Origin of the sequence: uncultured Pseudosulfitobacter sp., from assembly GCF_963976325.1 — a bacterium.
Classification (GTDB): Bacteria; Pseudomonadota; Alphaproteobacteria; order Rhodobacterales; family Rhodobacteraceae; genus Pseudosulfitobacter.
This window is the reverse complement of sequence record NZ_CAXBJW010000003.1, coordinates 282,016-307,426: the sequence shown is the minus strand read 5'-3', so window position 1 is coordinate 307,426 and position 25,411 is coordinate 282,016. Positions and strand designations below refer to the sequence as shown.

At 62.6% G+C, this 25,411-nt stretch carries 26 protein-coding genes; 18 read left to right on the top strand and 8 right to left on the bottom strand.

Going from position 1 to position 25,411, the window contains the following annotated elements; all coding sequences use genetic code 11:
* Window positions 1-3: 3 nt before the first annotated feature.
* The 6 genes from AAC077_RS12590 to AAC077_RS12565 form a co-directional block, all read right to left on the bottom strand.
* Window positions 4-906: a glyoxylate/hydroxypyruvate reductase A gene (locus AAC077_RS12590; protein WP_339770094.1), complete on the bottom strand. Its 903-nt coding sequence runs from the start codon at window positions 904-906 to the stop codon at window positions 4-6.
* A complete protein-coding gene (locus tag AAC077_RS12585; RefSeq protein ID WP_339770092.1) occupies window positions 903-2,510 on the bottom strand; it encodes an ABC transporter ATP-binding protein in 1,608 nt (535 codons plus the stop codon). Before AAC077_RS12585 ends, AAC077_RS12590 begins: the two co-directional genes overlap by 4 nt.
* Entirely contained in the window at window positions 2,507-3,346 is an 840-nt protein-coding gene (locus tag AAC077_RS12580) for an ABC transporter permease (RefSeq protein ID WP_339770091.1), read from the bottom strand. Before AAC077_RS12580 ends, AAC077_RS12585 begins: the two co-directional genes overlap by 4 nt.
* 10 nt (window positions 3,347-3,356) lie before the next feature.
* Complete coding sequence (locus tag AAC077_RS12575) at window positions 3,357-4,334, bottom strand: ABC transporter permease (RefSeq protein ID WP_037924381.1); 978 nt, start codon at window positions 4,332-4,334, stop codon at window positions 3,357-3,359.
* 75 nt (window positions 4,335-4,409) lie between these two features.
* A complete protein-coding gene (locus AAC077_RS12570; protein WP_339770089.1) occupies window positions 4,410-5,954 on the bottom strand; it encodes an ABC transporter substrate-binding protein in 1,545 nt (514 codons plus the stop codon).
* Between the two features lie 66 nt (window positions 5,955-6,020).
* Window positions 6,021-6,848 (bottom strand): class II aldolase/adducin family protein, encoded by an 828-nt coding sequence (locus AAC077_RS12565; RefSeq protein WP_339770087.1) that lies wholly within the window; start codon window positions 6,846-6,848, stop codon window positions 6,021-6,023.
* Window positions 6,849-7,000: 152 nt separating this feature from the next.
* Between AAC077_RS12565 and AAC077_RS12560 the strand changes: the two genes are divergently transcribed.
* The 3 genes from AAC077_RS12560 to AAC077_RS12550 are packed head-to-tail and all read left to right on the top strand — an operon-like array spanning window position 7,001 to window position 10,153.
* Window positions 7,001-7,696: a GntR family transcriptional regulator gene (locus AAC077_RS12560; RefSeq protein ID WP_339770085.1), complete on the top strand. Its 696-nt coding sequence runs from the start codon at window positions 7,001-7,003 to the stop codon at window positions 7,694-7,696.
* Window positions 7,693-8,727 (top strand): histone deacetylase family protein, encoded by a 1,035-nt coding sequence (locus AAC077_RS12555; protein ID WP_339770083.1) that lies wholly within the window; start codon window positions 7,693-7,695, stop codon window positions 8,725-8,727. The genes AAC077_RS12560 and AAC077_RS12555 overlap by 4 nt, the downstream gene beginning before the upstream one ends.
* Window positions 8,728-8,770: 43 nt before the next feature.
* The gene (locus AAC077_RS12550; protein WP_339770081.1) at window positions 8,771-10,153 is read left to right on the top strand and encodes an aspartate aminotransferase family protein; all 1,383 of its coding nucleotides are present in this window, start codon (window positions 8,771-8,773) and stop codon (window positions 10,151-10,153) included.
* 111 nt (window positions 10,154-10,264) lie between these two features.
* On the opposite strand, the gene AAC077_RS12545 is transcribed toward AAC077_RS12550, so the two are convergent.
* Complete coding sequence (locus AAC077_RS12545) at window positions 10,265-11,533, bottom strand: serine hydrolase domain-containing protein (protein ID WP_339770079.1); 1,269 nt, start codon at window positions 11,531-11,533, stop codon at window positions 10,265-10,267.
* A 191-nt stretch (window positions 11,534-11,724) separates the two neighbouring features.
* Here AAC077_RS12545 and ribB point away from each other — a divergent pair, with 191 nt between their 5' ends.
* The 4 genes from ribB to AAC077_RS12525 are packed head-to-tail and all read left to right on the top strand — an operon-like array spanning window position 11,725 to window position 14,841.
* Window positions 11,725-12,858, top strand: coding sequence for a 3,4-dihydroxy-2-butanone-4-phosphate synthase (ribB, locus tag AAC077_RS12540; RefSeq protein ID WP_339770298.1), 1,134 nt, complete (start codon window positions 11,725-11,727; stop codon window positions 12,856-12,858).
* Window positions 12,858-13,409, top strand: a complete 552-nt coding sequence (locus AAC077_RS12535) for a 6,7-dimethyl-8-ribityllumazine synthase (protein WP_339770077.1) — start codon at window positions 12,858-12,860, stop codon at window positions 13,407-13,409. The genes ribB and AAC077_RS12535 overlap by 1 nt, the downstream gene beginning before the upstream one ends.
* Window positions 13,406-13,873, top strand: coding sequence for a transcription antitermination factor NusB (gene nusB, locus AAC077_RS12530; RefSeq protein WP_339770076.1), 468 nt, complete (start codon window positions 13,406-13,408; stop codon window positions 13,871-13,873). Before AAC077_RS12535 ends, nusB begins: the two co-directional genes overlap by 4 nt.
* Window positions 13,873-14,841, top strand: coding sequence for an NADPH:quinone oxidoreductase family protein (locus AAC077_RS12525; RefSeq protein ID WP_339770075.1), 969 nt, complete (start codon window positions 13,873-13,875; stop codon window positions 14,839-14,841). The genes nusB and AAC077_RS12525 overlap by 1 nt, the downstream gene beginning before the upstream one ends.
* Here AAC077_RS12525 and AAC077_RS12520 read toward each other — a convergent pair.
* On the bottom strand, window positions 14,828-15,805 hold the full coding sequence (locus AAC077_RS12520; RefSeq protein ID WP_339770074.1) for a DMT family transporter: 978 nt from the start codon (window positions 15,803-15,805) through the stop codon (window positions 14,828-14,830). The genes AAC077_RS12525 and AAC077_RS12520 overlap by 14 nt on opposite strands.
* Before the next feature lie 99 nt (window positions 15,806-15,904).
* Between AAC077_RS12520 and AAC077_RS12515 the strand changes: the two genes are divergently transcribed.
* The 11 genes from AAC077_RS12515 to moaD all read left to right on the top strand — a co-directional run bounded on the left by AAC077_RS12515 (window position 15,905) and on the right by moaD (window position 25,411).
* Window positions 15,905-16,435, top strand: a complete 531-nt coding sequence (locus AAC077_RS12515; protein WP_339770072.1) for a carbon monoxide dehydrogenase subunit G — start codon at window positions 15,905-15,907, stop codon at window positions 16,433-16,435.
* A 112-nt stretch (window positions 16,436-16,547) separates the two neighbouring features.
* A complete protein-coding gene (locus AAC077_RS12510; protein ID WP_339770070.1) occupies window positions 16,548-17,477 on the top strand; it encodes an ABC transporter ATP-binding protein in 930 nt (309 codons plus the stop codon).
* A complete protein-coding gene (locus AAC077_RS12505; RefSeq protein ID WP_339770069.1) occupies window positions 17,474-18,235 on the top strand; it encodes an ABC transporter permease in 762 nt (253 codons plus the stop codon). The genes AAC077_RS12510 and AAC077_RS12505 overlap by 4 nt, the downstream gene beginning before the upstream one ends.
* 48 nt (window positions 18,236-18,283) lie before the next feature.
* Window positions 18,284-19,081, top strand: coding sequence for a S49 family peptidase (locus tag AAC077_RS12500; protein WP_339770068.1), 798 nt, complete (start codon window positions 18,284-18,286; stop codon window positions 19,079-19,081).
* Window positions 19,082-19,252: 171 nt separating this feature from the next.
* Window positions 19,253-20,236 carry a calcium/sodium antiporter gene (locus AAC077_RS12495; RefSeq protein ID WP_339770066.1) on the top strand — a complete coding sequence of 328 codons (984 nt, stop codon included), beginning with the start codon at window positions 19,253-19,255 and terminating at the stop codon, window positions 20,234-20,236.
* Between the two features lie 18 nt (window positions 20,237-20,254).
* Entirely contained in the window at window positions 20,255-21,049 is a 795-nt protein-coding gene (locus AAC077_RS12490) for an SDR family oxidoreductase (RefSeq protein WP_339770064.1), read from the top strand.
* The gene (locus tag AAC077_RS12485; protein WP_339770062.1) at window positions 21,046-21,381 is read left to right on the top strand and encodes a hypothetical protein; all 336 of its coding nucleotides are present in this window, start codon (window positions 21,046-21,048) and stop codon (window positions 21,379-21,381) included. The genes AAC077_RS12490 and AAC077_RS12485 overlap by 4 nt, the downstream gene beginning before the upstream one ends.
* A 2-nt stretch (window positions 21,382-21,383) precedes the next feature.
* Complete coding sequence (gene uvrC, locus AAC077_RS12480; RefSeq protein WP_339770061.1) at window positions 21,384-23,258, top strand: excinuclease ABC subunit UvrC; 1,875 nt, start codon at window positions 21,384-21,386, stop codon at window positions 23,256-23,258.
* Between the two features lie 100 nt (window positions 23,259-23,358).
* Window positions 23,359-24,522: a serine hydrolase gene (locus AAC077_RS12475; RefSeq protein ID WP_339770059.1), complete on the top strand. Its 1,164-nt coding sequence runs from the start codon at window positions 23,359-23,361 to the stop codon at window positions 24,520-24,522.
* A gap of 38 nt (window positions 24,523-24,560) precedes the next feature.
* Window positions 24,561-25,166 (top strand): CDP-diacylglycerol--glycerol-3-phosphate 3-phosphatidyltransferase, encoded by a 606-nt coding sequence (gene pgsA / locus AAC077_RS12470; RefSeq protein ID WP_339770057.1) that lies wholly within the window; start codon window positions 24,561-24,563, stop codon window positions 25,164-25,166.
* Window positions 25,166-25,411 (top strand): molybdopterin converting factor subunit 1, encoded by a 246-nt coding sequence (moaD, locus tag AAC077_RS12465; protein ID WP_339770055.1) that lies wholly within the window; start codon window positions 25,166-25,168, stop codon window positions 25,409-25,411. The genes pgsA and moaD overlap by 1 nt, the downstream gene beginning before the upstream one ends.

The following is a 25,411-nucleotide window of genomic DNA, read 5'->3' as shown; positions in this document are numbered from 1 at the left end:
GGGTTATTCCTCTAGCGCTGCCATGCCTTTCTGGACGTTCTCGACCACCGCGCTGAATTGCGGGGTGCTGGCAACGTGGGGCGTGATGAAGATGCCGGGGTGATCCCACAGGGGGCTGTCCTTGGGCAGCGGTTCGGTGTCGAACACGTCCAGAGTGGCCCCTGCCAACTGCTTGCTGTCCAGCGCCGCGATCAGGTCCGCCTCGTTCAGGTGCGCGCCGCGGCCCAGATGGATCAGCGCGGCCCCTTCGGGCAGTTTTGCGAACAGCGGGGCCGACAGCAGGCCCGCGGTTTCGGACGTCAGCGGCAGCACGTTGATCAGAATATCGGTCTGCCCCAGAAAGGCGTCGATGTTGTCGTTGGTCATGTGGTTGATGCCGGGGGTGGCGGGATCGGGCTGGCTGCGCGACAGGGTGGTGACGGTGTAGCCAAGTGCCGACAGACCCTTGGCAATGGCCCGTCCCATCGGGCCGTAGCCCATCACGCCGATCCGCTTGAGCGTCGGGCTTTGGTCGCCCACGCGGCGCGCCCATTTGTGCGCGCGCTGGGCGGCGATAAAGTCGCCCATGCGGCGCTGGTGCCAGACCACGTGGAAGGCGGCAAAGCCGGCCATCTGCTGTGCCTGATCGGGGTCTTCGACGCGATATACGGGCACATCGGGCAGCGACGGGCAGGCGGCGATGGCATCCAGTCCGGCACCTGCGGAAAACACGGCGCGCAGGTTGGGGTAGGGCGTGAACGCATCATCGGCGGGCACAAAGGAAAACACGAAATCAATCGCGGCGGGGTCTTCGACCTCTTCGGGGCGCAGCAGGGTGATTTCGGGCGCGACCTTGGCAAAGACAGGTCCGAAAAAGCGCATCAGGTCGATTGCCTCGCATGTGGCAACGCCGGTCCATCGGGTCATTCTGCGGCCTTTCCCCAGCCTCCGCCTGGCACGGCGGCCAGCAGTTTCTGGGTGTATTCGTGTTGCGGGTTCAGGAACACGTCAGAGACGGGCCCGATTTCAACGAGCTTGCCCCGTTGCATGACAGCGATCCTGTCGCACAATTGCGCGGCCACGCGCAAGTCGTGGGTGATGAACAGGATCGACAGGTCGAACTGCCGGCGCAGGTCGCGCAGCAGGTCCAGCACCTGCGCCTGAATGGACACGTCCAGCGCCGAAACCGCCTCGTCCGCGATGATCAGTTCGGGGTCCATCGCGAGCGCACGGGCGATGCCGATGCGCTGACGCTGGCCGCCGGAAAACTCGTGCGGGAACCGGTCGACGGCTTCGGCGCCCAGTCCTACGGTTTCCATCAGCTCGCGTGCGCGTGCGCGGGCCTTGTCCTTGGGCACGCCCTTGGCCATCGGTCCGTCGGTCAGCGCGCGCATCACCCGCTGTCGGGGGTTCAGCGAGGCATAGGGGTCCTGGAACACCATCTGCACCTTGTGCCGCGCGGCGCGCAGATCGTTTTCCGACAGGGCGGCCATGTCAGTGCCGCCGACCAGAATTTCGCCAGCGTCCGGTGTCACCAGTCGTACAACCGCGCGGCCCAGCGTGGATTTGCCCGACCCGGATTCCCCCACCAGCCCCAGCACCTCGCCCTTGGCGATGGTCAGCGACACATCGTCGATGGCGCGCACGTCGCGGCGCGCGCGGAACAGGCCGCCGCCGGTGTAGTAGGTTTTCTTCAGGTGGCGCACTTCCAGTGCCGGTGCCTTTTCGACAGCCACCGATTGCGGCACCATGCCCGTCGGGATCGCTTCGAGCAGGCGTTTGGTATAGTCGTGCTGCGGGTTCTCCAGCACCTCGGTCGCGGTGCCGCGTTCGACGATTTCGCCGTGGCGCATGACGATCACGCGGTCGGCAATTTCGGCCACCACGCCAAAGTCGTGGGTGATGAACATCACCGCCATGCCGCGTCGTTCGCGCAGATCAAGGATCAGCTTGAGGATCTGCGCCTGTGTCGTCACGTCCAGCGCCGTGGTGGGTTCGTCCGCAATCAGCAGTTCGGGTTCCAGCGCAAGCGACATGGCGATCATCGCCCGCTGGCGCTGGCCGCCCGACAGCTGAAAGGGATAGGCGCGGATGATCTTTTCGGGGTCGGGCAGGCCGACCTCGCGCACCAGATCCAGCGCGCGGGCCTTGCGCTCGGACGGGGTGTGGCGCTTGTGGGCCTCGAACACTTCGGCAATCTGGTCGCCGATGCGCATCAGCGGGTTCAGCGCGGTCATCGGTTCCTGAAAGATCATCGCGATGCGGTCGCCGCGCAGGGCGCGCTGTTCTATCTCGGGGACTTTCAGGATGTCCTTGCCGCCGAACGCGGCGGTGCCATTGGCCACGGTCACGCCTTCGGGCAGCAGACCCATCAGCGCGTTGGCGGTCATCGACTTGCCCGAGCCGCTTTCGCCCACCACGCACAGGATCTCGCCCATGGCGATTTCATAGCTGCAATCCTTGACCGCAAAGGGACGGTCCGCCCCCGACGGCAGGGCGATGGACATGTCGGTGATGGACAGAACGCTCATGACTTGCCCTTTCGTGTCAGATGCGGGTTCAGGGCGTCGTTCAGCCCCTCGCCGATCAGGTTCAGCGCCAGCACGGTCAGAATGATGGCGACGCCGGGAAAGAACGACAGCCACCAGGCCGAGCGGATGACGGTGCGCGCCGCCCCGATCTGATAGCCCCAGGACATGATGTTGGGATCACCCAGACCAAGGAACGACAGCGAGCTTTCCAGCAGGATCGCGGTGGCCACCATCAGCGAGGCCATGACGATGATGGGCGAGACGGTGTTGGGCAGCACCTGACGGGTCAGGATGTGCAGGTTCGACAGCCCTGCCAGCCGCGCCGCATCGACGTATTCGCGGCGGGTGACCGACATGACCTCGGCGCGCACCAGACGGGCGACGGGGGGCCATGAGACGATGGCGATGGATATGGTGATCGAGGTCAGCGAGGGTTCCAGGATCGCCACCAGCACGATGGCGAGGGCAAAGTTGGGGATGGTCTGGAAAAATTCGGTAAAGCGCATGGCGCATTCGTCGACCCAGCCGCCGTAGAACCCGGCGACCGCCCCCAGCGGCACGCCGATCAGCAGGGCCATCACGGTTGAGACCAGACCGACCAGCAGCGACACCCGCGCGCCGTAGATCAGACCGGCCAGCACATTGCGGCCCAGCGTGTCGGTGCCCAGCGGCAGCCCGTCGGTGCCGAAGGGGGCCAGGAACGGGCGTTGCACCATGGCCCACGGTCCTTTGGGGAACATGACGGGGGCCAGCAGGGCGATGACGATGACCGCGATCAACACGATCAGACCTGCGACGGCGGCGCGGTTGGTGGCGAAACGGCTCCAAAGACTCATGGGGGTTCTCCTATGCCTTTTGCCCGATGCGCGGGTCGATCAACCGGTAGACGATGTCGGTGATGATGTTGAAAATGATGACCATCAGCGCCGAGACGAGGAAGACGCCGAGGATGGTGTTATAGTCGCGGGCGGCCAGGCTTTCGAACATCAGCCGGCCGATGCCCGGCCAGGCAAAGACGGTTTCGGTCAGCACGGCACCGCCGACCAGTTGCCCCGCCTGAAGCCCCGCCAGTGTCACCACCGGCAGCAGCGCGTTGCGCAGGATGTGGCGGCGGCGGATGACGGACGGGGCCAGCCCCTTGGCGCGGGCGGTTTTCACGAAATCCTGTTGCGCCACTTCCAGCATCGAGGCGCGGGTCATGCGCATGTAGACCGCCATGAAGAACAGCCCCAGCGTCAGCGCCGGCAGGATCAGGTGTTTGAGGATGTCGATGGCGCGGTCGAACCCGCCATAGCCGCTGCCGACGGTTTCATAGCCAAAGCCGGGCAGCCAGCCCAGCTGCACCGAAAACACCAGCACCGCCATCAGCGCCGCCCAATACAGCGGCGTGGCATAGAACAGCAGCGCGGTTCCGGTGATCAGGCTGTCGGTGAACTTGCCCACCCGTGCGGATGCGGCAACGCCCAGCGCCACACCGGCCAGCAGCGAGATCCAGAAGGCGGTCAGCGTCAGGATCAGGGTCGCGGGCAGACGTTCCAGGATCAGGTCCAGCACCGGGGCGCCCTGTCGGAAGGAATAGCCAAGGTCGAGGGTCAGGATATTGCCGACATAGCGGTAAAGCTGCACATAGAGCGGCTGATCCAGACCGAACTGCGCGCGCAGATCTGCGATCATCTGTTCGTCTGCGGCACCCGCTTCGCCCGCCAGCACCGCCGCCGGATCGCCCGGGGCCGCGTGGATCAGGAAAAAGTTCAGCACCGCAATGGCAAAAAGCGTCAGCGCCGCCTTGAGCAAGCGCCCGAGAATCGTTCCGGCAATGGCCATCAGTCACCTGTCAGTGTTTTTTCGCCCCGAGGGGAGAGGGGAAGACGGGGCCCGAAGGCCCCGCCAGAGATAGGCTTATTGTTCGATCCAAGCGTCGCGCAGACCGTCGTTCAGGCCGATCCCCGTGGTGATCAGGTTCTTGACGTTGCAGCGGTAGATCGTCGGGAACTCGATCTCCAGCAGCCAGGCGACGGGGACATCCTCGACGATCTGTTGCTGAATCTCGGTGTACAGTTCCTGCCGTTTCGCGTTGTCAGGTTCGATCGCGGCGGCGGCCCATTTCTTGTCCAGTTCGGGGTTTTCATACCCTTCGACGTTGTTCCACGGGCTGCCTTTCTTGATCTGGTCGGCGGTGTAGTTCCGCGCCACACCCAAGGCCGGGTCGCCGTACTGGTAGAGATAGGTAAAGGCCATGTCGTAATCCCAGTTGGCCGTCTTTTCGTTCCAGCCCGCGACGTCAGCCGAGTCGATGTCGACCGTGATGCCGACTTCTTCGAGGTTCTGCTTTACCGCTTCGGCCCAACGCTGCCATGTCTCGCCGTAGGGCAGGGGCAGCACGCGCACGGGGGTGCCGTCATAGCCCATCTCGGCCAGCAGTTCCTTGGCCTTGTCGGGGTCATGCGGGTACTGCGGTACGTCGTCAGTGTAGAAGTTGGTTTTGGACGACACGGGGCCGGTGGGCACGGTGCCGAAACCGTTCCAGACCACGTCTTTGACGAACTCTCGGTCCAGCGCGTACATGACCGCCTGACGGAAGCGTTTGTCCGAGGTTGGCCCTTCGCGGTTGTTCAGCCACATCCATGCGTGCGGCGCGAAGAATTCCCAGCCGTCCGAGGTCGAGCAGACGCCGTCCATTTCGGTCAGACGTTTCACGTCCCAGTTTTCGACAGCACCACCAGGCAGGACCGACACTTCGCCGGTCTCGAAGGCCACGGCGCGCGATGCCGCATCGGGGACCACGCGGTAATACAGGTCTTCGATGTGGGGCAGACCATCCATGTAATAGTCGTCGTTCTTGGTCAGGTGGATATAGCTGCCCTTGCTCCACTCGACGAACTTGTAGGGGCCGGTGCCGATGGGCGTGGCGTTCATTTCGTTGGTGGCGTAATCGGTGCCTTCGTAGATGTGCGCGGGCACGATGGGCATTGAGCCCGCTTCAAAGGCGTTGATGAAGGGGCCATAGGGCTCTTTCATCTTGATAACGACGGTGTTGGCATCCGGGGCCTCGACGCTTTCGACGTGGCTGAAGGCCGCGCGGAAACGGGCGTGGTTGTCTTGCAGGAACTTGGTGGTGAACACCACGTCGGCGGACGAGAACGGTTCGCCGTCATGCCATGTGACACCTTCGTTCAGATTGAAGGTGTAGGTCATGCCGTCTTCGGCAATCTCCCAGCTTTTGGCCAGCGACGGCTGCGGTTCCAGATCGGTATTGTAGCGCAGCAGACCCTCGTAGATCTGGCCCGCGACCATCTGTGTCGGACCGTTCTGCACAAGGCCCAGCATCAGGCCGGGCGGTTCGGGCTGTACGATCAGGTCAAGGCGGCCGCCATCCTGTTGTGCGGCAGCGCCCGTGGCCAGCATCGCGGCCACAAGGAAGGTTGTCATCTTAAGGTGTTTCATAGTGATCGTCCCTGTTGGTTTGGGGTGACGGTTTAGCCCGCTTTGGCACGGGTCTGGGGTGTTGTTTCAGTCGGCATAGGCAGGTGCCTGCCGGTCCAGTTGGCGCAGCATCGCGTCCCATTCGGGGTCGATGCCTGCGGCTTCTGTCTTGTCATAGGCGCGGGCGTATTGCGCCGCCGTGTGTGCGGCCAGATCGTCGGCCAGCGGGATCGGAGTAAGCCCGGTGGACAGCGCCGCAATCTGTGCCTTGCAGGACCGTTCCAGATTGAACGCCAGCTTGACCGCTTCGGCGACCGAGCGGCCGCAGATCAGCGTGCCGTGGTTGCGCAGCAGCATCACGTTGAGATCGCCCAGATCGGCGACCAGCCGTTCACGTTCGTCCAGATCCAGCGCGATGCCTTCGTAATCATGAAAGGCGATTTTCCCGTGGAACTGGGCCGACCATTGGTTCAGTGGCAACAGCCCCTCTTGCAGCGAGCTGATCGCCACGCCGGCGACGGTGTGCGTGTGCAGCACACAGGCGGCATCGTGGCGGGCCATGTGAACGGCCGAATGGATGGTAAAGCCTGCGGCGTTCACACCTGCCCCATAAGGATCGTCGATGATCGCGCCCGTTTCGTCGATGGTCACAAGGTTCGATGCGGTGACTTCGTCGAACATCAGCCCGTAGGGGTTCAGCAAGAACCGCTTGGTGCCGTCCGCGCCATCGGGCAGACGGGCCGAGATGTGGGTAAAGATGCTGTCGTCCATGCCGTTAAGCGCGATCAACTGATAGGCCGCCGCCAGATCAACGCGAATCTGCGCCTCGTCGTTCGGGTCACGGCGGATGCCGGTCCGGGCGCCACCTCCGATGGAAATGGATTCGTCGGGCTTGGATTGCGCGGTTGTCGCCATGGTCGGCCTTTCCACAGGAAGTTGCATCTATGGGCACAGAAGATTGGCTTGATGCCTCTGAGTCAAGAAGATTGTCGACAAACGACAAATCGTCAGTTACCAAAATTAGGCAAAGCTGTGGATTTGGGCAGTGCTGTTATACGGAGAAAAAGGTGTTGGCTGAGCATCGCGGATTTGTTCCCCTCAATCGTGACGGTCTGGTGGACCGGGTGGCCAAAACCTTGGTTGATGCGATTTTGGCAGGTGGTATTGCGCCGGGCGAACGGTTGGCCGAATCAACCATTGCCAAACAGATGGACCTGAGCCGTGCGCCGGTGCGCGAGGCGCTGCGGTTGCTGGAATCCTCGGGGCTGGTGGAATACCGCACCAACCGCGGTTTCTTTGTCAAAGTGGTGTCTGTAACGTCGATGTCAGACCTGTACGATCTGCGCATCCTTCTTGAGACAGCGGCGATCCGGCGGCTGACCGAAACAAATGCCGAGACTGCCTTGCCCGAGCTGCGCGCCCAGGTGGCGGAAATGCACAGGCTGGCGGGCGAGGGCGACGATCTGATGGCCCATGTGTCTGCGGATATGCAGTTTCACCGGCTGATCTGCCTGCATTCGGGGAACCAGCGGTTTTTGCAACTGTTCGACCAGATCGCCAACGAGACAAAGCTGGGGCTGCTGGTGATCGGACGGCTGTACGACGATCCGCGCCATATGGCCGAAACCCACGATCCGATCGTCGAGGCGATTGGCCTGCACGACGCGAACCGTGCGGCTGGCGCCATCGACTATCACATTCGCGTTGCCAAAGATCTGGTCACGCAACATTTCCATGACCAGCAAGAGGGCACACCGGAATGAAATGTTTCTACGCCAAAAAGACCGAAGCGCACGACCCTGCGTTTCGTCTGTCTCTGGGCAAGATCGCCCGCAACGCCGAACAGGCCGAGCGGGCGCGGCTGTTGCTGGCCGGGCTGGACCGGCTGGAGATGCCGGTGACCGAACCGGGCGCGGTGCCGCGCGCGTTGCTGGAAAAGGTCCACACGCCCGAGTTGTTGACCTTTCTGGAAACCGGCTGGGACGAGTGGACGGCGCTGGAGGGCTCGGGCCCCGAGGTGGTGCCGAACGTCCATGCGCTGAATTCTGAACGCACCTATCCCAAACATATCATCGGCAAGGCCGGCTGGCATATGGGGGACACATCCGCGCCGCTGGGCAAGAATTCGTGGCAGGCCACGCTGGGTGCTGCGGCAGCGGCCCATGATGCGGCGCGGGCGGTTCTGGATGGGGACGACGTGGCCTATGCGCTGTGCCGCCCGCCGGGGCACCACAGTTCGGCGGACATCGTTGCGGGGCACTGCATGATTAACTGCGCCGCTGTCGCCGCCGAGACGCTGCGCGAAACTCATGGCCGCGTTGCGGTGCTGGACATCGACGTGCACCATGGCAACGGCACGCAGGATATTTTCTACGAACGCGACGACATTCTGTTCGTTTCGGTCCATGCCACGCCCGAAACCTATTACCCGTTCTTTGTGGGCTATGACCACGAAACCGGGCGCGGTGCGGGCAAGGGGTACAACCTGAACATCCCGCTGGCACAAAGCACCGGCGACGATGGGTGGTGCGATGCGGTGGCGACAGGGCTTGACCGCGTGGCCTCTTTTAAGCCTGATGCGCTCGTTGTAAGCCTTGGGCTGGATGCACATGAAAACGACCCCCTCAAGGGGTTGCAGGTGACCTTTGACGGCTTTGCCCGTGCGGGGGGCATGATTGCCGCCGCCGGACTGCCAACGGTTCTGGTGCAAGAGGGCGGGTATCTTTCACCCGACCTGACCACCTCGCTTGTCGCATTTCTGGCCGGATACACCGGACGGGACATGCAATTTTGAAACTGGCGCACCCTTGCGCCGCTCTGACCGACGGGAAATAGACATGAACATTCGTTCGAACTCGCTGCAAGAAACCGACATCGCCTATCAGTTGCACCCCTACACCAACGCGCGGGTGCACGAAGAGCAGGGGCCCATGATCATCACCAAGGGCGAGGGCTGCTATGTCTATGACAGCGAGGGCAAGAAATACCTCGAAGGTCTGGCGGGCCTGTGGTCGGTTGCGGTCGGCTTTTCGCAGCCGCGTCTGGTTGAAGCGGCGGCCAAGCAGATGTCCGAACTGCCCTATATCCAGAACTTTGCCCACAAGGCGCACGCGCCCGGCATTCTGCTGGCCGAAAAGCTGGTGGACATGACGCCCGAGCATCTGACCAAGGTGTTTTACACCAACTCAGGCTCCGAGGCGAACGACACGGTGGTCAAGTTCGTCTGGTTCATGAACAACATGCTGGGCCGTCCGAAGAAAAAGAAATTCCTGGCCCGCAACAAGGGCTACCACGGCATCACCATCGCCTCGGGGTCGCTGACCGGCCTGCCGGGCAACCAGCGCGGCTTTGACCTGCCGGCGATTCCGGTCGTGCACCTGACCTGTCCGCACCACTACCGCTGGGCCAACGAAGGCGAGAGCGAGACCGAGTTCACCGCGCGCCTGCTGAAAGAGGCCGAAGACACCATTCTGGCCGAAGATCCCGATACAATCGCGGCCTTCATCGGCGAGCCGGTGATGGGTGCCGGTGGCGTCATGACCCCGCCCGAAGGCTACTGGCCGGGCATCGAGGCGCTGTGCCGCAAATATGACATCCTGCTGGTGTCCGACGAGGTCATCAACGGCTTTGGCCGCACCGGCCAGCCGTTCGGCTGCCAGACCTACGGCTTCACCCCCGACATTCTGGTGACATCGAAACAGCTGACCTCGTCCTATATGCCGCTGGCGGCGATCCTGATGACCGATGCGGTCTATCAGGTCATTGCGGATTACACCGCCGAACTGGGCACGCTGGGCCACGGCTTTACCGCAGGTGGCAACCCCGTGGCCTGTGCCGTGGGCATCGAGAACCTGAACATCATTCAGGAAGACGACCTGATGGGCAACGCCGCCCGTCTGGCAGACCGGCTGCAATCGGGTCTGCGGGCGTTTTCGGATCACCCGCTGGTGGGCGAAGTGCGCGGCGTTGGCCTGATTGCGGGCGTCGAGCTGGTCCGCGACAAAGAGACCAAGGCGTCGTTCGAGCCGGGCGGCAAGATCTGCGCCATGGCGGCCAAGTTCGCCGCAGAGGAAGGTCTGATCATCCGCAACATCTACGAGACAATCGGCATTTGCCCGCCGCTGATCATCACGGCAGAGCAGATTGACGAGTTGCTGGAAAAACTGGGCAAGGCGCTGGACCGGACGCTGGACTGGGCCAAGGCCGAAGGGCTGAAGTAAACTGATACGGGGTTCAGGGGGCGCTGCCCCCCGCGCCTGACGGCGCGTCCCCCGGAGTAAATCCGGCAAGATGAAGAAAGGCCCCGCGCGATTGTGCGGGGCCTTTGTCGTTTAGTCGGCGTGGCTGTCCGCGATGGTCGCATAGGCCAGATTCTTGAAGATCGTGCGCAGCGGGCCGCGGTTGGCCGGCGACTGGATCATCAGCAGCGCGATCATATCCTCGGCGGGATCGGCGTAATAGCCTGTGCCAGCCGCACCGCCCCAGTTGTAATCGCCCTTGGTGCCGAAGGAGGGCGCGTTGCCGTCTTCCAGACGCACGCCATAGCCCAGACCAAAGCCATAACCGGGGCCGGGCAGGTAGTATTTGCCGGGCGTGATGCCGTCGAGTTGGTTCGAGGTCATCAATTGCACGGTTTTCGGTGACAGCAGGCGGGTGCCGTTCAGCTCGCCGCCGTTCAGCATCATCTGCGCGAACTTGGCATAGTCGTGCACGGTGGACATCAGCCCGCCGCCGCCCGACTGGTTGGGTTTGCGCACACGCGGATCAAAGATGTCGCTGCTGCCCAGTTGGGCCTGATCGGGGAAGGCTTCGGCGATGCGGGGGTAATCCGCTGCGTCGTCCACGTAGAACGCGGTGTCGGTCATGCCCAGCGGATCGAAGATGCGCGCGGTCATGAACTCTTCGAGGGTTTGGCCCGAGACGGTTTCGACCACGGCCCCCAGCACGTCGGTCGAACGCGAATATTCCCATGTTGTGCCCGGATCATGCTCAAGCGGCAGGCTGGCCAGCAGGTTGGCCTGTTCGATGCCGGTGTTCTCGGCCGACCAGACATCGGCGGCATTATAGGCCTCGCGTGCCGGTCCCGCCCCAAAGAACCCGTATGTCAGCCCCGAGGTGTGGCGCATCAGGTCGCGGACGGTCATCACGCCCTTGGCCGGACGGGTAACGGGTTTGCCTTCGGCGTCGGTTTCGCCGGTGACAACGGTCATGTCCTTGAAGGCGGGCAGATAGGTCGCCACCGGTGCCTCGAGCAGCAGGCGGCCCTCTTCCACCAGCATCATCGCGGCGACGGAGGTGATCGGTTTCGTCATGGAATAGATGCGGAAAATCGCGTCCTCGGTCATCGGTTCACCATCGGGGGTGATCTTGCCCATGGTTGACAGGTGCGCGATCTGGCCATCGCGGATCAGCATGATGACGGCACCGGGGGTCATCCCCTTGTCCACCATCGCGCCAAATGTGGCATCCATCCGTGCGACCCGCGCAGGGTCCAGTCCCAAGGCCGCCGCGTCGCCGCGCGGCAGGTTCTCGGCCCAGCCCGCTGTGACGCCCGCAAGGGCAAGTGCGCCGGCTGCAAAGCCGGTTTTCAGCATATTCATGTTGGTTCCTCCCAATTGTTGCAGCCGGTTGGGGCTGCAACCGCAGGGTAGGCGGACAGGCGCACCTGTGGCAAATTACCTTGCGGCATGTTTTCATGCGCGCTGCCGCACAGGCCGATGTGACGTTGCCCGCACTGGCGTTTCGGCTGCGCAGCGCTTATCTGGCTTGCAGCATATCAAACGAGGTCCCGATGTCCGACAGCAGCACCTACGAAACCCCCGGCCCCGTCGAAGGCGGCCTTGCGGGCGCAATCAGCCCCATCGAAGAGATTATCGAGGCGGCGCGGGCAGGGCAGATGTTTATCCTGGTCGACCACGAAGACCGCGAGAACGAAGGCGACCTGGTGATTCCCGCAGGGTTTGCCGATGCGGCCGCGATCAACTTTATGGCGACGCACGGGCGCGGGCTGATCTGTCTGACGCTGCCAACCGAGCGGATCGAGGAGCTGGGCCTGCCGATGATGGCGATGCACAATTCGTCGCGCCACGAGACAGCGTTTACCGTCAGCATCGAGGCGCGCGAGGGCGTGAGCACCGGCATTTCCGCCGCCGACCGCGCACTGACCGTCGCCACCGCGATCAACCCGCAGGCGGGACAGGCGGACATTGCCACGCCGGGGCACGTGTTTCCGCTGCGCGCCCGCCCCGGCGGCGTGCTGGTCCGCGCCGGTCATACCGAAGCCGGCTGTGACGTGGCGCGGCTGGCGGGGCATTACCCGGCCTCGGTCATTTGCGAGATCATGAAGCCCGACGGCGAAATGGCGCGGCTGCCCGATCTGGTGGACTATGCCGCCGAGCACGGGCTGAAGATCGGCACCATCAGCGACCTGATCGCCTATCGCCGCCGCCACGACAACCTTGTGGACCAGACCGACGCGCGCATGGTCACATCGGAATTCGGCGGCGAATGGGACATGCGGATTTTCACCGACCAGACCTTCGGGATTGAGCACGTGGCACTGATCAAGGGCGACATCACCACGTCCGAGCCTGTGCTGGTGCGCACCCATGCGCTGGATGTGTCGACGGATGTTCTGGGCCTTGGGCCGACCCCTGCCAGCGAGTTGCCGCGCGCGATGGAGATCATTGCGAAGGAAGGGCGCGGTGTTGTGTGCCTGTTCCGCCAGCCGCGCAAGACCCTGACCGAGGCCGAAGAAGAAGGCCCGCGCACGGTCAAGAACACCGGGTTGGGGGCGCAGATCCTGTCAAACCTGGGGCTGACCCAACTGATCCTGCTGACCGACCACCCGCAAACGCGCTATGTGGGGCTGGATTCGTATAACCTTGAAATCACGGGCACCCGCCCGATCATGGGAGACGCCTGATGGCCGGAACCGAACAACACTATGTATTGGAGCGCCCCAGCTTTGACCGGCCGGTGAAAATCCTGATTGTCGTCTCGCCCTATTACAAGGACATCGCGGACAATCTGGTCGCCGGTGCCAAGGCCGAGATCGAGGCCGCTGGCGGCACCTGGGAACTGGTTGAAATGCCCGGCGCGCTGGAAATTCCCACCGCCATCGGCATTTCGGACCGGGCGTCGAACTTTGACGGTTATGTCGCGCTGGGCTGTGTCATTCGCGGTGAAACCACGCACTATGAAACCGTCTGCAACGACAGCAGCCGTGCGTTGCAATTGCTGGGGTTGCAGGGCCTGTGCATCGGCAACGGCATCCTGACGGTCGAAAACCGCACGCAGGCCGAAGTGCGCGCCGATGCCAAGGGGCAGAACAAGGGTGGCGGCGCGGCTGCTGCGGCCTTGCATCTTGTCGCGCTCGCCCGTAAGTGGCGGGGCCAAAGCAAAGGCATCGGGTTCAAACCCGCCTCTGAGAACATCCTGCTTGCAGGCGACAACGACGGACCCACCACAGCATGACCCTTTCGGGCAATCAAAAACGCAAAATGCGCTCGGCGTCGCGGCTGTATGCCGTGCAGGCGCTGTTCCAGATGGAACATTCCAGCATGACCGTCGAGGCGGTGCAGCGCGAGTTTCTGGACCACCGGTTCGGTGCGATCTACGAAGGCGACGAGATGCAAGAGGGCGATCCCGACCATTTCGGCCGCGTGCTGGAAGTTGCGGTGAACTATCAGGCGTCGATTGACCAGATGACCGATCGGGCGCTGGTGGCGAAATGGCCGATTGCGCGGATCGACCCGACGCTGCGGGCGCTGTTCCGCGCGGCGGGGGCCGAGTTCCGCGACACCGGCACGCCGCCCAAGGTTGTCATCGTCGAATACGTCGATGTGGCGCGCGCGTTCTTCCCGGACGGCAAGGAACCCAGTTTTGTGAACGCGGTTCTGGACCACATGGCGCGCGAGGCGCGGCCCGAGGCATTCTGATGCGGGCGATGCAGGTCAGGGCGCTGGGTGCGCCGCTGGAACTGCATGACGTGGCCATGCCCAAGCCCGGTGCAGGCGAGGTGCGGCTGAGGGTTCTGGCCTGTGGTCTGAACTTTGCCGATACGCTGGTGCAGGTTGGCAAATACCAGGAAAAATTTGATCTGCCGGTGACACCGGGGATGGAGCTGTGCGGCGTGGTCGATGCGCTGGGCGATGGCGTGGACAGCTTGCGCGTGGGGCAGCGGGTTGCGGCCAATCCGGGGCATGGCGGGCTGGCCGACTATGCCGTGATGCCGGCCAGCGCCTGTGTTCCGATCAGCGACACCATGTCTGACGCGGATGCGGCTGCGTTTCTGGTGGCCTATGCCAGCAGCCACATGGCGCTGGACCACCGCGCGCATTTGCAGGCGGGCGAGCGGTTGCTGGTGCTGGGCGCGTCGGGCGGTGTTGGCCTGACGGCGGTCGAGTTGGGCAAGCTGATGGGCGCCGAGGTGATCGCCTGTGCCCGTGGTGCCGACAAGCTTGAGATCGCCCGCAAGGCCGGGGCCGATCACCTGATCGACAGCGATACGGATGATCTGCGCGACATCGTGCTGGGGCTGGGCGGTGCGGATGTGGTTTATGATCCCATCGGCGGCGATCTGTTCACCGCCGCCATGCGCGCCTGCAACCCCGAGGCGCGGATATTGCCCATCGGCTTTGCCAGCGGCACGGTGCCGCAAATTCCGGCGAACATCCTGTTGGTCAAGAACCTGACGGTGATCGGATTTTACGTCGGCGGTTACAAACGCTTTGCGCCCGACGTGCTGACCCGCAGCTTTGCCCAATTGATCGCGTGGTACGATGCGGGCCAGTTGCGCCCCCATGTCAGCAATGTGTTGCCGCTGGAGCAGGCGAACGCGGGGCTGGACCTGTTGCGCACACGGCAAGCGACGGGCAAGGTCGTGATCGAAATCAGCGCAGCTTGACCTTGGCGCGCGCAACCATGCGCGCCTTTTTCTGTTCGCGCAGGAACACGAACAGGCCCGACGACAGGATCAGGATGATCCCGATCCAGACCTCGAGCACCGGCAGCTCTGAAAAGATCGCCCAGCCCCAGAACACCGCCAGCGGCAGGCCGACATATTCAAAGGGTGCGACCGTGGCCGCGTCGGCCATGCGATAGGCCTGTGACAGGCAATAGCCCACCGCCGCCGAATTCAGGCCCAGCCCGACAAAGGCCCAGATGTCGCCGGGTGCGGGCCAGATCCACGCGCGCAGCAGGAACAGCACCGAGGCGTTGTCAGACCCTTCGGCAAAGCGCCCGTCTCCGGCGATGACAAAGAACGACAGGGACACCAGAATGAACATGCCCTGAATATAGACCGACAGCGCGCTGGCCTTGCTGGTGACGCCCAGCTTGCGGGTCATAAGCTGGTTCAGCGCATAGGTCAGCGCCGACAGCACCGGCAGCAGCAACACCAGACGCGATACTGCAAGTTCACCCGCATCGGCCCAGGGGCGTTGCATGATGACAACCCCGATAAACCCGACCAGCACCGCGCCGATGCGCAGCGGTCCTACCTTTTCGCCCAGTATCGGGATCGACAACAGGGTGATGAACAGCGGGGCTGCGAAAAACAGCGCCGTGGCGTCGGCCAGCGGCAGGGCCGCCAGCGCCACGAAATAGGACATGTTGGACACCACGATCAGCAGGCCACGCAGCGCGTGCAGGCCGGGTGTTGTGGTGCGCAGGATCGACCAGCCGCCTTCGATTTGCACGATAAACAGCGTAATGATCACGCCGATGGCCGAGCGGACAAAGACGATCTCGTGCAGGGGGTAGCCGCCCGACAGTTGTTTGATCAGCATGTCGTTGATCGAAATGCACAAAATGCCGATCAGGATAAAGGTAATGCCAATGTTGGCACGGTTTTGGGGCAGGGCTGTCATCGGTATAGCACTATCAGGATCGCGGCATCTGTCACCCCCTCTTGGCGCATCAGACGCAATGGGATATGACAAAATCACAGCCCAGAGGGAGCCAGCCAGATGAAAATGACCGACACGCGCCAGATCGACGCCCCGCCCGCCGCCGTTTACGCCGCTTTGCTGGACCCGGCGGTGCTGCAAGCCTGCGTGCCCGGCGCACAGGATGTCACCGGATCGCCCGAAGAAGGGTTCGAGGCGACCGTGGTGCAAAAGGTCGGCCCGGTGAAGGCCACGTTCAAGGGACAGGTGACCCTGTCCGAGATGGTCGAGAACCAGTCGCTGACGATCACCGGCGAAGGCAAGGGCGGCGCCGCAGGCTTTGCCAAGGGCGGCGCCGATGTGCGCGTGACCGAAAAGGACGGCGGCACCGAGCTGAGCTATGACGTCGAGGCCAAGGTCGGCGGCAAGCTGGCGCAATTGGGCAGCCGCATTATCGACGGTTTTGCCAAGAAAATGGCCGATCAGTTCTTTGACAACTTCAAGGCCGCCGTCGAAGGCCCCGCACCCGAAGAGGCCCCCGCCGAACAGGCTGAGGCCGAAGGCGACGCGCCCAAAAAAGGCTGGCTTGGTCGGCTGACCGGCAAGGACTGACCACACGTCACGCACGTAACACGGCGGAACGCACAGGTGTCTGTGCGTTCCTGCGCTGGTCATGCGGCATTTCCCGCATTAAGTAGCATCTCCGAAGCTGCGGGAGGTCCCCATGTCCACAATCCTAGAAATCCGTGATCTGAAGAAATCCTATGACGGCGGGTTCGAGGCGCTGAAGGGCGTGAACCTGTCCATCAAGGAAGGCGAGATTATCGCCCTGCTGGGACCGAACGGCGCGGGCAAGACCACGCTGATCTCGGCGATTTGCGGCATCGTCATGCCCACCTCGGGCAGCGTCACCGTGGCGGGCCACGACATCGGCACCGACTTTCGCGCCGCGCGCGCGCTGATCGGGCTGGTCCCGCAAGAGGTGGCGCTGGAGCCGTTTGAAAAGGTCATCAACACGGTGCGGTTTTCGCGCGGTCTGTTTGGCAAACGCGGCGATGATGCGCTGATTGAAAGCATCCTGAAACGTCTGTCGCTGTGGGACAAGCGCAACAACCAGATCAAGGAACTGTCGGGCGGCATGAAACGCCGCGTGCTGATCGCCAAGGCATTGGCGCACGAGCCGCGCGTGTTGTTCCTGGACGAGCCGACCGCCGGTGTGGACGTGGAATTGCGCAAGGATATGTGGGAGATCGTGGCCGATCTGAAAGCCGACGGCGTCACCATCATCCTGACCACCCATTACATCGAAGAGGCCGAAGCCATCGCCGACCGTATTGGCGTGATCGCCAAAGGCGAGATCCTGTTGGTCGAGGACAAGGATGCGCTGATGCAGCGTATGGGCAAGAAAGAGCTAGAGGTGCAACTGAGCGCGCCGCTGGATGCGCTGCCCGCCAGCCTGCAATCGGAACATGTGCGGCTGGGCGCGGACGGCGACAGCCTGATCTATACCTACGACACCCGCGCCGAACGTACGGGCATCACCAAACTGCTAAGCGATGTGGCCGCCGAAGGGCTGGTCCTGCGCGACGTGGTCACGCGGCAATCCTCGCTTGAGGATATTTTTGTGACACTGGTCAAGGAGGACGCGGCATGAACTGGACGGCGATCAAATCCATCTACATCTTCGAGATGACGCGGTTTTTCCGCACCTTCCTGCAATCGCTGATCTCGCCGGTGCTGTCGACCTCGTTGTATTTCGTGGTGTTCGGTGCGGCCATTGGCAGCCGCATCAACGAGGTCGAGGGCGTCAGCTATGCCGCGTTCATCGTGCCGGGGCTGATCATGCTGTCGGTGATGACCCAAGGGATCTCGAACGGGTCGTTCGGCATCTATTTCCCCAAGTTCATCGGCACGATCTATGAGCTGCTGTCCGCGCCCGTGAATTTTCTGGAAATCGTGGTGGGCTATGTGGGGGCTGCGGCGACCAAGGCGATGTTTATCGGCATCATCATCCTGATCACCGCGTTTTTCTTTGTCGACATCCGCATCATGCACCCCGGTGCGATGGTGCTGTTTCTGATCCTGACCTGCGTCAGCTTTTCGCTGTTCGGTTTCATCATCGGCATCTGGGCGAAGAATTTTGAACAGTTGCAACTGGTGCCCCTGCTGATCGTCACCCCCTTGGTGTTTCTGGGCGGATCATTCTATTCGATCTCGATGTTGCCGCCCGTCTGGCAGGCGATTTCGATGTTCAATCCGGTGGTCTACCTGATCTCGGGTTTTCGCTGGGCGTTCTTTGGCATTGCGGATGTGCCGATTGGGACCAGTCTGTTGGCAATCGCTGGATTTACCGGTCTGTGCCTGCTGGTGATCGGCTGGATTTTCCGCACAGGCTGGCGCATTCGGGAATAAAGGGCGCTTGGCCTTGTTTGCCATGCCCGCGCTGTCTACATCAGCGGGATGAAACGCTTTATCCCCTTTATGAAATCCGACCCGACCGTCGCCGTGGTCCGCCTGCAAGGTGTGATCGCGGGCGGCACGCGCGGTACGTTGAACGACGCCAGCCTTGGGCCGATCCTTGAAAAAGCCTTTGCGCGGGGCAAACCTGTTGCGGTGGCGCTGGAAGTCAGCTCGCCGGGCGGCAGCCCTGTGCAGTCGTCGCTGATCGGCGCGCGCATCCGGCGGCTGGCCGAGGAAAAGAACATTCCCGTCATCGCCTTCGTCGAGGATGTCGCCGCCTCGGGCGGGTACTGGCTGGCCGCGGCGGCGGACGAGATTTACGCCGACCCGTCGTCGGTTGTGGGCTCTATCGGGGTCATTTCCGCCGGTTTCGGGATGCACGAGCTGATCGACCGTTACGGCATTGAACGGCGCGTGCACACCGCAGGCAAGTCCAAGTCGATGAACGACCCGTTCCGCCCCGAAAAGCCCGAAGACGTGGCGCGGCTGGACCGGCTGCTGACCGACATCCACACCAATTTCATCGACCACGTGACCGCGCGGCGCGGCGCCAAGCTGGACAGCACCGAAGAGCTGTTCACCGGCGAGGTCTGGCTGGCCAAACGCGCCACCGAGCTGGGGTTGATCGACGGTATCGGCCACCTGAAGCCGGTGCTTAAAGAACGCTTTGGCGACAAGGTCAAATTCCGCCGCTACGGGGTAAAACGCCCGTTCTGGTCGCGCTTTGGCGCGCAGGTGATCGACGACGCGGGGCACATGATCGAAGAACGGGCCGCCTATGCCCGTTTCGGGCTGTAACCCATGCTGTTCAAGATCATCGTTCTGTTTTTCGTGTTTATCGCGGTGCTGGGGTTTTTCGGCAAAATGCACTGGTTGGGCGGCAAAAGACTGAGCCAGTCGAAATGCCCAAGCTGTGGCCGTTACCGCATTGGCCGTTCCCCCTGTCCCTGTCTTAAAAAAGGCTGAGTAATGATTTTGCCTTGGATACTGTCCGCCCTTGGGCTGGTAATTTTGCTGTTGGCGGGCGATGCGCTGGTCAAAGGGGCCGTGAACCTGAGCCTGCGGTTCGGCGTGCCTGCGTTGATCGTCAGCCTGACGATCGTGGCGTTTGGTACGTCCGCGCCCGAGCTGTTGATTTCCATTCAGGCCATTCTGGACGGCGTGCCCAGCCTTGCGTTGGGCAACGTTGTGGGGTCGAACACCGCCAACGTGCTGTTGGTGCTGGGCCTGCCCGCGCTGCTGGCGACGATGCACACATCGGAATGCAATACGCGCAAGACATTCCGGTTTATGATCATCGCGACGCTGGTGTTCATCGCGCTGGGGCTGCGCGGGGTTTATGACTGGATTGCGGGGATCGTCCTGCTGACGCTGATGGCGGGTGTGCTGTACGATGCTTTCCGTCAGACCCGCAAACACCGCCGCGCGGGCAAGGCCGCGCAGGCTGCTGCCGCTGACTGTTGCGACGACGATGAAGACGTCGAAGGCGCCGATCCCGACATGAAGATGTGGATGATCCTGGCCTATCTGGTGGCGGGTCTGGTGGGGCTGCCATTGGGCGCGCAACTGCTGGTCACCAACGCCACGATCATCGCGCAGACCTATGGTGTCAGCGACACGGTGATCGGCCTGACGCTGGTGGCTGTGGGCACATCGCTGCCCGAGCTGGCGACCACTGTGATGGCAGCCCTGCGCCGTCAGGCCGATGTGGCGCTGGGCAACGTGATCGGGTCGAATTTGTTCAACCTGCTGGGCATCATCGGTGTGGCGACCTTGGTCGGTCCCATCCCTGTGGACCCGCAGTTTTTGCAGTTCGATTTTTGGGTCATGCTGGCGTCGGCGCTGCTGTTGCTGCCCTTTGTCTATTTCGGGCGTGATATTACCCGGCTGTGGGGTGTGATCTTGACGGCTCTTTATGCGGCCTATGTTGTCGCTGTATTGTTCTTCACCTGACACGCGAAAGGACCGCCCATGACCCGCAGCGCCCATCCAAGAGGCCTTGTCACCGGAGCAGGTCACCGTCTGGGCCGCGCCATGGCACTGTATCTGGCGCAGCGCGGGCATGACGTTGCGGTGCATTATGCCACCTCGTCCGAGGGTGCGGACGAGGTTGTGGCACAGATCAAGGACATGGGCCGCAATGCGGTGGCCATTCAGGCCGATCTGCTGGACGAGGACGCCACGCAGGCGCTGTTCGGGCAGGCGGTCGAGGGGCTGGGCGGGCCGATCACCTGTCTGGTCAACAACGCGTCGATCTTTGAATACGACACCATCCATTCGGCCACCCGCGACCATTGGGACAAACACATGGGCAGCAACCTGCGCGCGCCCTTTCTGCTGACGCAGCGCATGGCGGCCCAAGGGTTGCAGGCCGACACCGATGACAATGGCGAACCTGTGGCAACGGGTCTGATCGTCAACATGGTCGACCAGCGTGTGCGCAAGCTGACGCCCGAGTTCATGACCTATACGCTGGCCAAGATGGGGCTGTGGGCGCTGACCCAGACCACCGCGCGCGCACTGGCGCCTGCGATCCGGGTCAACGCCATCGGCCCCGGCCCGACCTTGCAAGGCGCGCGGCAAAGCGACGGGCATTTCGCGGCGCAGCGGGCCGCCACCATCCTGGGGCGGGGCGCGAACGCGGCGGATATTACGGCGGCGCTGGGCTATTTTCTGGATGCTCCTGCCATCACAGGTCAGTTGCTGTGCGTGGACGGCGGGCAGCATCTGGCGTGGCAGACGCCGGACGTTCAAGGTGTGGAATGACACGAATCACATTGGATTCGAGGGCTGGTAGCGCCCAAACTGACAGCGAGGTCCTGAAAGTTTTGCACTGCGTTAATCTTCGTTACAAAACTGTTGCGAAAAGACCTTTGTTTTCAGTGGTTTGCCTTGAGGGCAGGAAAATTCCCTTTAAAGTCAATGACCTTCGTGTGTGCCTAAAAAACGGGCAGTTCAGCGAAGCCTGCCAAAACCAACGGAAAATTCCCGACACCGCAAAGTTGTCCAAAGACTTATCCACAGGAATGGTGGACATCAAAGTGCTTGAACCGTCATCGGTATTTGTTGCAGGGCAACCTGTGGGAGATTCGGTCTGATCATGGCGCAGGACGACGGCAAAACACAGGAACCGGTGCCGCAGGGCCACAAGGTTATTCAGGCCTATCTGAAAACCATCGACTCGTCGCCGGGCGTCTACCGGATGCTCGATAGCGAAAGCCGGGTGCTGTATGTGGGCAAGGCGCGCAACCTGCGTGCGCGGGTGTCGTCCTATGCGCGGCCCACCGGTCACAGCGGCCGGATCGCCCGGATGATCGACAACACCGCGTCGATGATGTTCCTGACCACCCGCACCGAAACCGAAGCGTTGCTGCTGGAACAGAACCTGATCAAGCAGCTTAAACCCAAGTTCAACGTGCTGCTGCGCGACGACAAAAGCTTTCCCAACATTCTGGTGACCGCTGACAGCGATTACCCGCAGATCAAGAAGCATCGCGGGGCAAAGAAAGAGAAGGGTGCGTATTATGGCCCCTTTGCCAGTGCGGGTGCCGTGAACCGCACGCTGAACCAGTTGCAGCGGGTGTTCCTGCTGCGTGACTGTTCCAATTCGATGTTCGAAAGCCGCACGCGCCCCTGTCTGCAATACCAGATCAAACGGTGCAGTGCGCCCTGTGTGGGCAAGATCAGCCCGCAGGACTATCAGCAGACCGTGCAGGACGCCGAAAAGTTTCTGTCCGGCAAATCCACCGACATTCAGGCGCGTCTGGGCCGCGAGATGGCGCAGGCGTCCGAGGATATGGAGTTCGAGCGCGCCGCCGCCCTGCGCGACCGGATCAAGGCACTGACGCAGGTGCAGACGGCCCAAGGCATCAACCCCCGTAACGTGGACGAGGCGGATGTGATCGCGCTGCATCTGGAGAACGGACAGGCCTGCGTTCAGGTGTTCTTTATCCGGGCGGGGCAGAACTGGGGCAACCACGATTATTACCCGCGTGTGGGGGCGGACGTGGATGCCGCCGAAGTGCTTGAGGCCTTCGTGGGCCAGTTCTACGACACCCGCGAGCCGCCGCGTCAGTTGATCCTGTCGAATGCGGTCGAAAACCCCGATCTGATGGCCGACGCGCTCAGCCAGAAGCTGGGCCGCAAGGTCGAGCTTCTGGTCCCCCAGCGTGGCGAAAAGGCGGAACTGATCGACAGCGCCCTGCGCAACGCCCGCGAAAGCCTTGCCCGCAAGATGGCCGAAACCGCCACGCAAGCGCGGCTGTTGCAGGGCGTGGCCGAGGCGTTCGAGCTGCCCAAGCCACCTGCGCGGATCGAGGTTTACGACAACAGCCACATTCAGGGCGCGCACGCTGTGGGTGCGATGATTGTGGCGGGCGCTGACGGTTTTCTGAAAAACCAGTACCGCAAGTTCAACATTCGTGGTGATGAACTGACGCCGGGCGACGACTTTGGCATGATGAAAGAGGTGCTGAACCGCCGTTTCAAGCGTCTGCTGAAGGAAGACCCCGACCGCGCGCGCGGCATGTGGCCCGACCTGCTGCTGATCGACGGCGGGGCGGGGCAGGTCAGCGCGGTTCGCGAGATCATGGAAGAGCACGGCGTCGGTGACATCCCGATGGTCGGCGTGGCCAAGGGGCTGGACCGCGACGCGGGCAAGGAAGAATTCCACCGCACCGGCAAGACGGTCAAGGCGCTGCGTCACAACGATCCGGTGCTGTATTTCATCCAGCGCATGCGCGACGAGGCGCACCGCTTTGCCATCGGCACCCACCGTGCCAAACGGTCCAAGGCCGTAGGGGCCACGCCGCTGGACGATGTGCCGGGCGTGGGGGCCGCGCGAAAACGTGCGTTGCTGGCGCATTTCGGCTCGGCCAAGGCGGTGGGGCGGGCCAATCTGGCAGACCTCAAGGCCGTGGATGGCGTGTCGGCGGCGCTGGCGCAGAAGATTTACGATTACTTCCAGACGGAATAATCGGGGTCAGCCGTAATAACCTTGCGATTCACATCCAATTCCATCTTGCCTCTGCCGCGCATTCCTCCGACCTTGCGTTCACACAAACAAAGGTTCCGACATGCCCCTGATGCAAGGTTTCCCTCCCGCCCTCGAAGACCGCGCCACGCTGGCCAACTGGCGCACGCGGCCGTTCAATGCTTGGGCGTTTCACCATGTGCGCGAAATTGTCCCCTCGGCCGAGATTCGCAATGATCCGGGCAATGTGCGGGTGCTGCCGCAGGGCGACACCGACCTTTCGGCGGCCGATCTGGAACAGGCGGTCGGCGGCATGGCCAACGACGCGCTGGTGATCCTGCACAAGGGGCGCGTCGTGCACGAAAGCTATCGCAACGGCATGACGCGGCGCGATCCGCATATCCTGATGTCGGTGTCCAAATCCGTGCTGGGGCTGGTCATGGGCACGCTGGTCGACCGCGGCGAGGTGGCGGTGGATGACCTGCTGACCCGATACCTGCCCGAACTGTCCGGCACCGCCTATGCAGGGGCCACCATCCGCCACGCGCTGGATATGCAGGTGGGGCTGCTGTTCGAAGAGGATTATACCGCGACGTCAGGCGTGATCGTCGATTACCGCAAGGCCGCCAACTGGAACCCGTTGGCACCGGGCGACGCGGCGGGCGATTTGCGCAGCTTTCAGGAACGTCTGACGGACAGCACCGGCCCGCATGGCGAAACGTTCTATTACGCATCGCCCGTGACCGATATGCTGGCATGGCTGATGGAGCGCGCCACCGGCATTCGCTTTGCCGACCTTATCTCGGAACGTCTGCTGGCACCGCTGGGGGCCGAGACGCCGGGCTATATCACGGTTGACCGCATCGGGGCCGCGCGCGGGGCCGGGGGCATGTGTCTGACGGCCCGCGATCTGGCGCTGATCGGACAGTTGATGATCGAAGGCGGCGCGCGGGACGGGGTGCAGATTATCCCCAAAGCCTGGATCGACGACATCATCACCCAAGGTGACAACGCCGCCTGGAAGCGTGGTGATTTTCTGGACAAGTTTGACAATCAGGATATGCATTATCGCGCCAAGTGGTATGTGCACCCCGGTGACACGCCGCTGATCCACGGGCTGGGCATTCACGGGCAGTACCTGTTTGTCGATCCGGTGCGCGAATTGTCCATCGCGTGGTTCTCGTCCGAAGACACGCCCACCGATCAGGGATGGATGGATCATGTGATGGGGGCTGTGGCCCGTATCCGCGCCGCCATCCCCATCTGACCCTTTTCCTGAGCCGTCCAAAAGGATACCACGTTGAAATGATCTGGAACCTGCCCAACATCCTGACCACCCTGCGTTTGCTTGCGGCCCCTATGGTTGCGGTCATGTTCCTGTTTTTCCCACGTTTCTATGCCGACTGGTTCGCGCTGGTGCTGTTTGTCAGTGCGGCGGTCACCGACTGGTTTGACGGCTATCTGGCGCGTGCGTGGAAACAACAGACCAAGCTGGGCGCGATGCTGGACCCGATTGCGGACAAGGCGATGGTGGTGATCGCGTTGATGGTCATCATCGGCTTTTCCAGTTGGAAAGCGTCGCTGGTTCTGCCCGCGACGATGATCCTGTTCCGCGAGGTGTTTGTCAGCGGGTTGCGTGAATATCTGGGCGATGTTGCGGGCACTTTGGCGGTGACCAAGCTGGCCAAGTGGAAGACCACCTTGCAGATGATCGCGATTGCGGTGCTGTTTTCGCAGGGGGTGTTTGAACATTACAGCGTGTCGGCCGGGGGGCTGGGGTGGAAGCTGTTGCTGGCGGAATGGTCGGGCTTTATCGGCCTGTGGCTGCTGTGGGTTGCGGCCGCGCTGACGCTGATCACCGGCTGGGACTATTTCCGCAAGGCGCTGCCGCATTTGAAGGAGACCGTGTGATGGATGTGCTGTATTTCGCATGGGTGCGCGAACGTATCGGCCTGCCGCGCGAAACCGTCGACACACAGGCCGCGACAGTCAACGATCTGGTGACCGAGCTGCGCGCGCGTGAAGACCGCTATGATCTGGCGTTCTCTGACCTCAGCGCCCTGCGCGTTGCGCTGGACCAGCAACTGTCTGATTTCGACGCACCGCTGTCCGGCGTGCGCGAGGTTGCGTTTTTTCCACCGATGACGGGCGGCTAG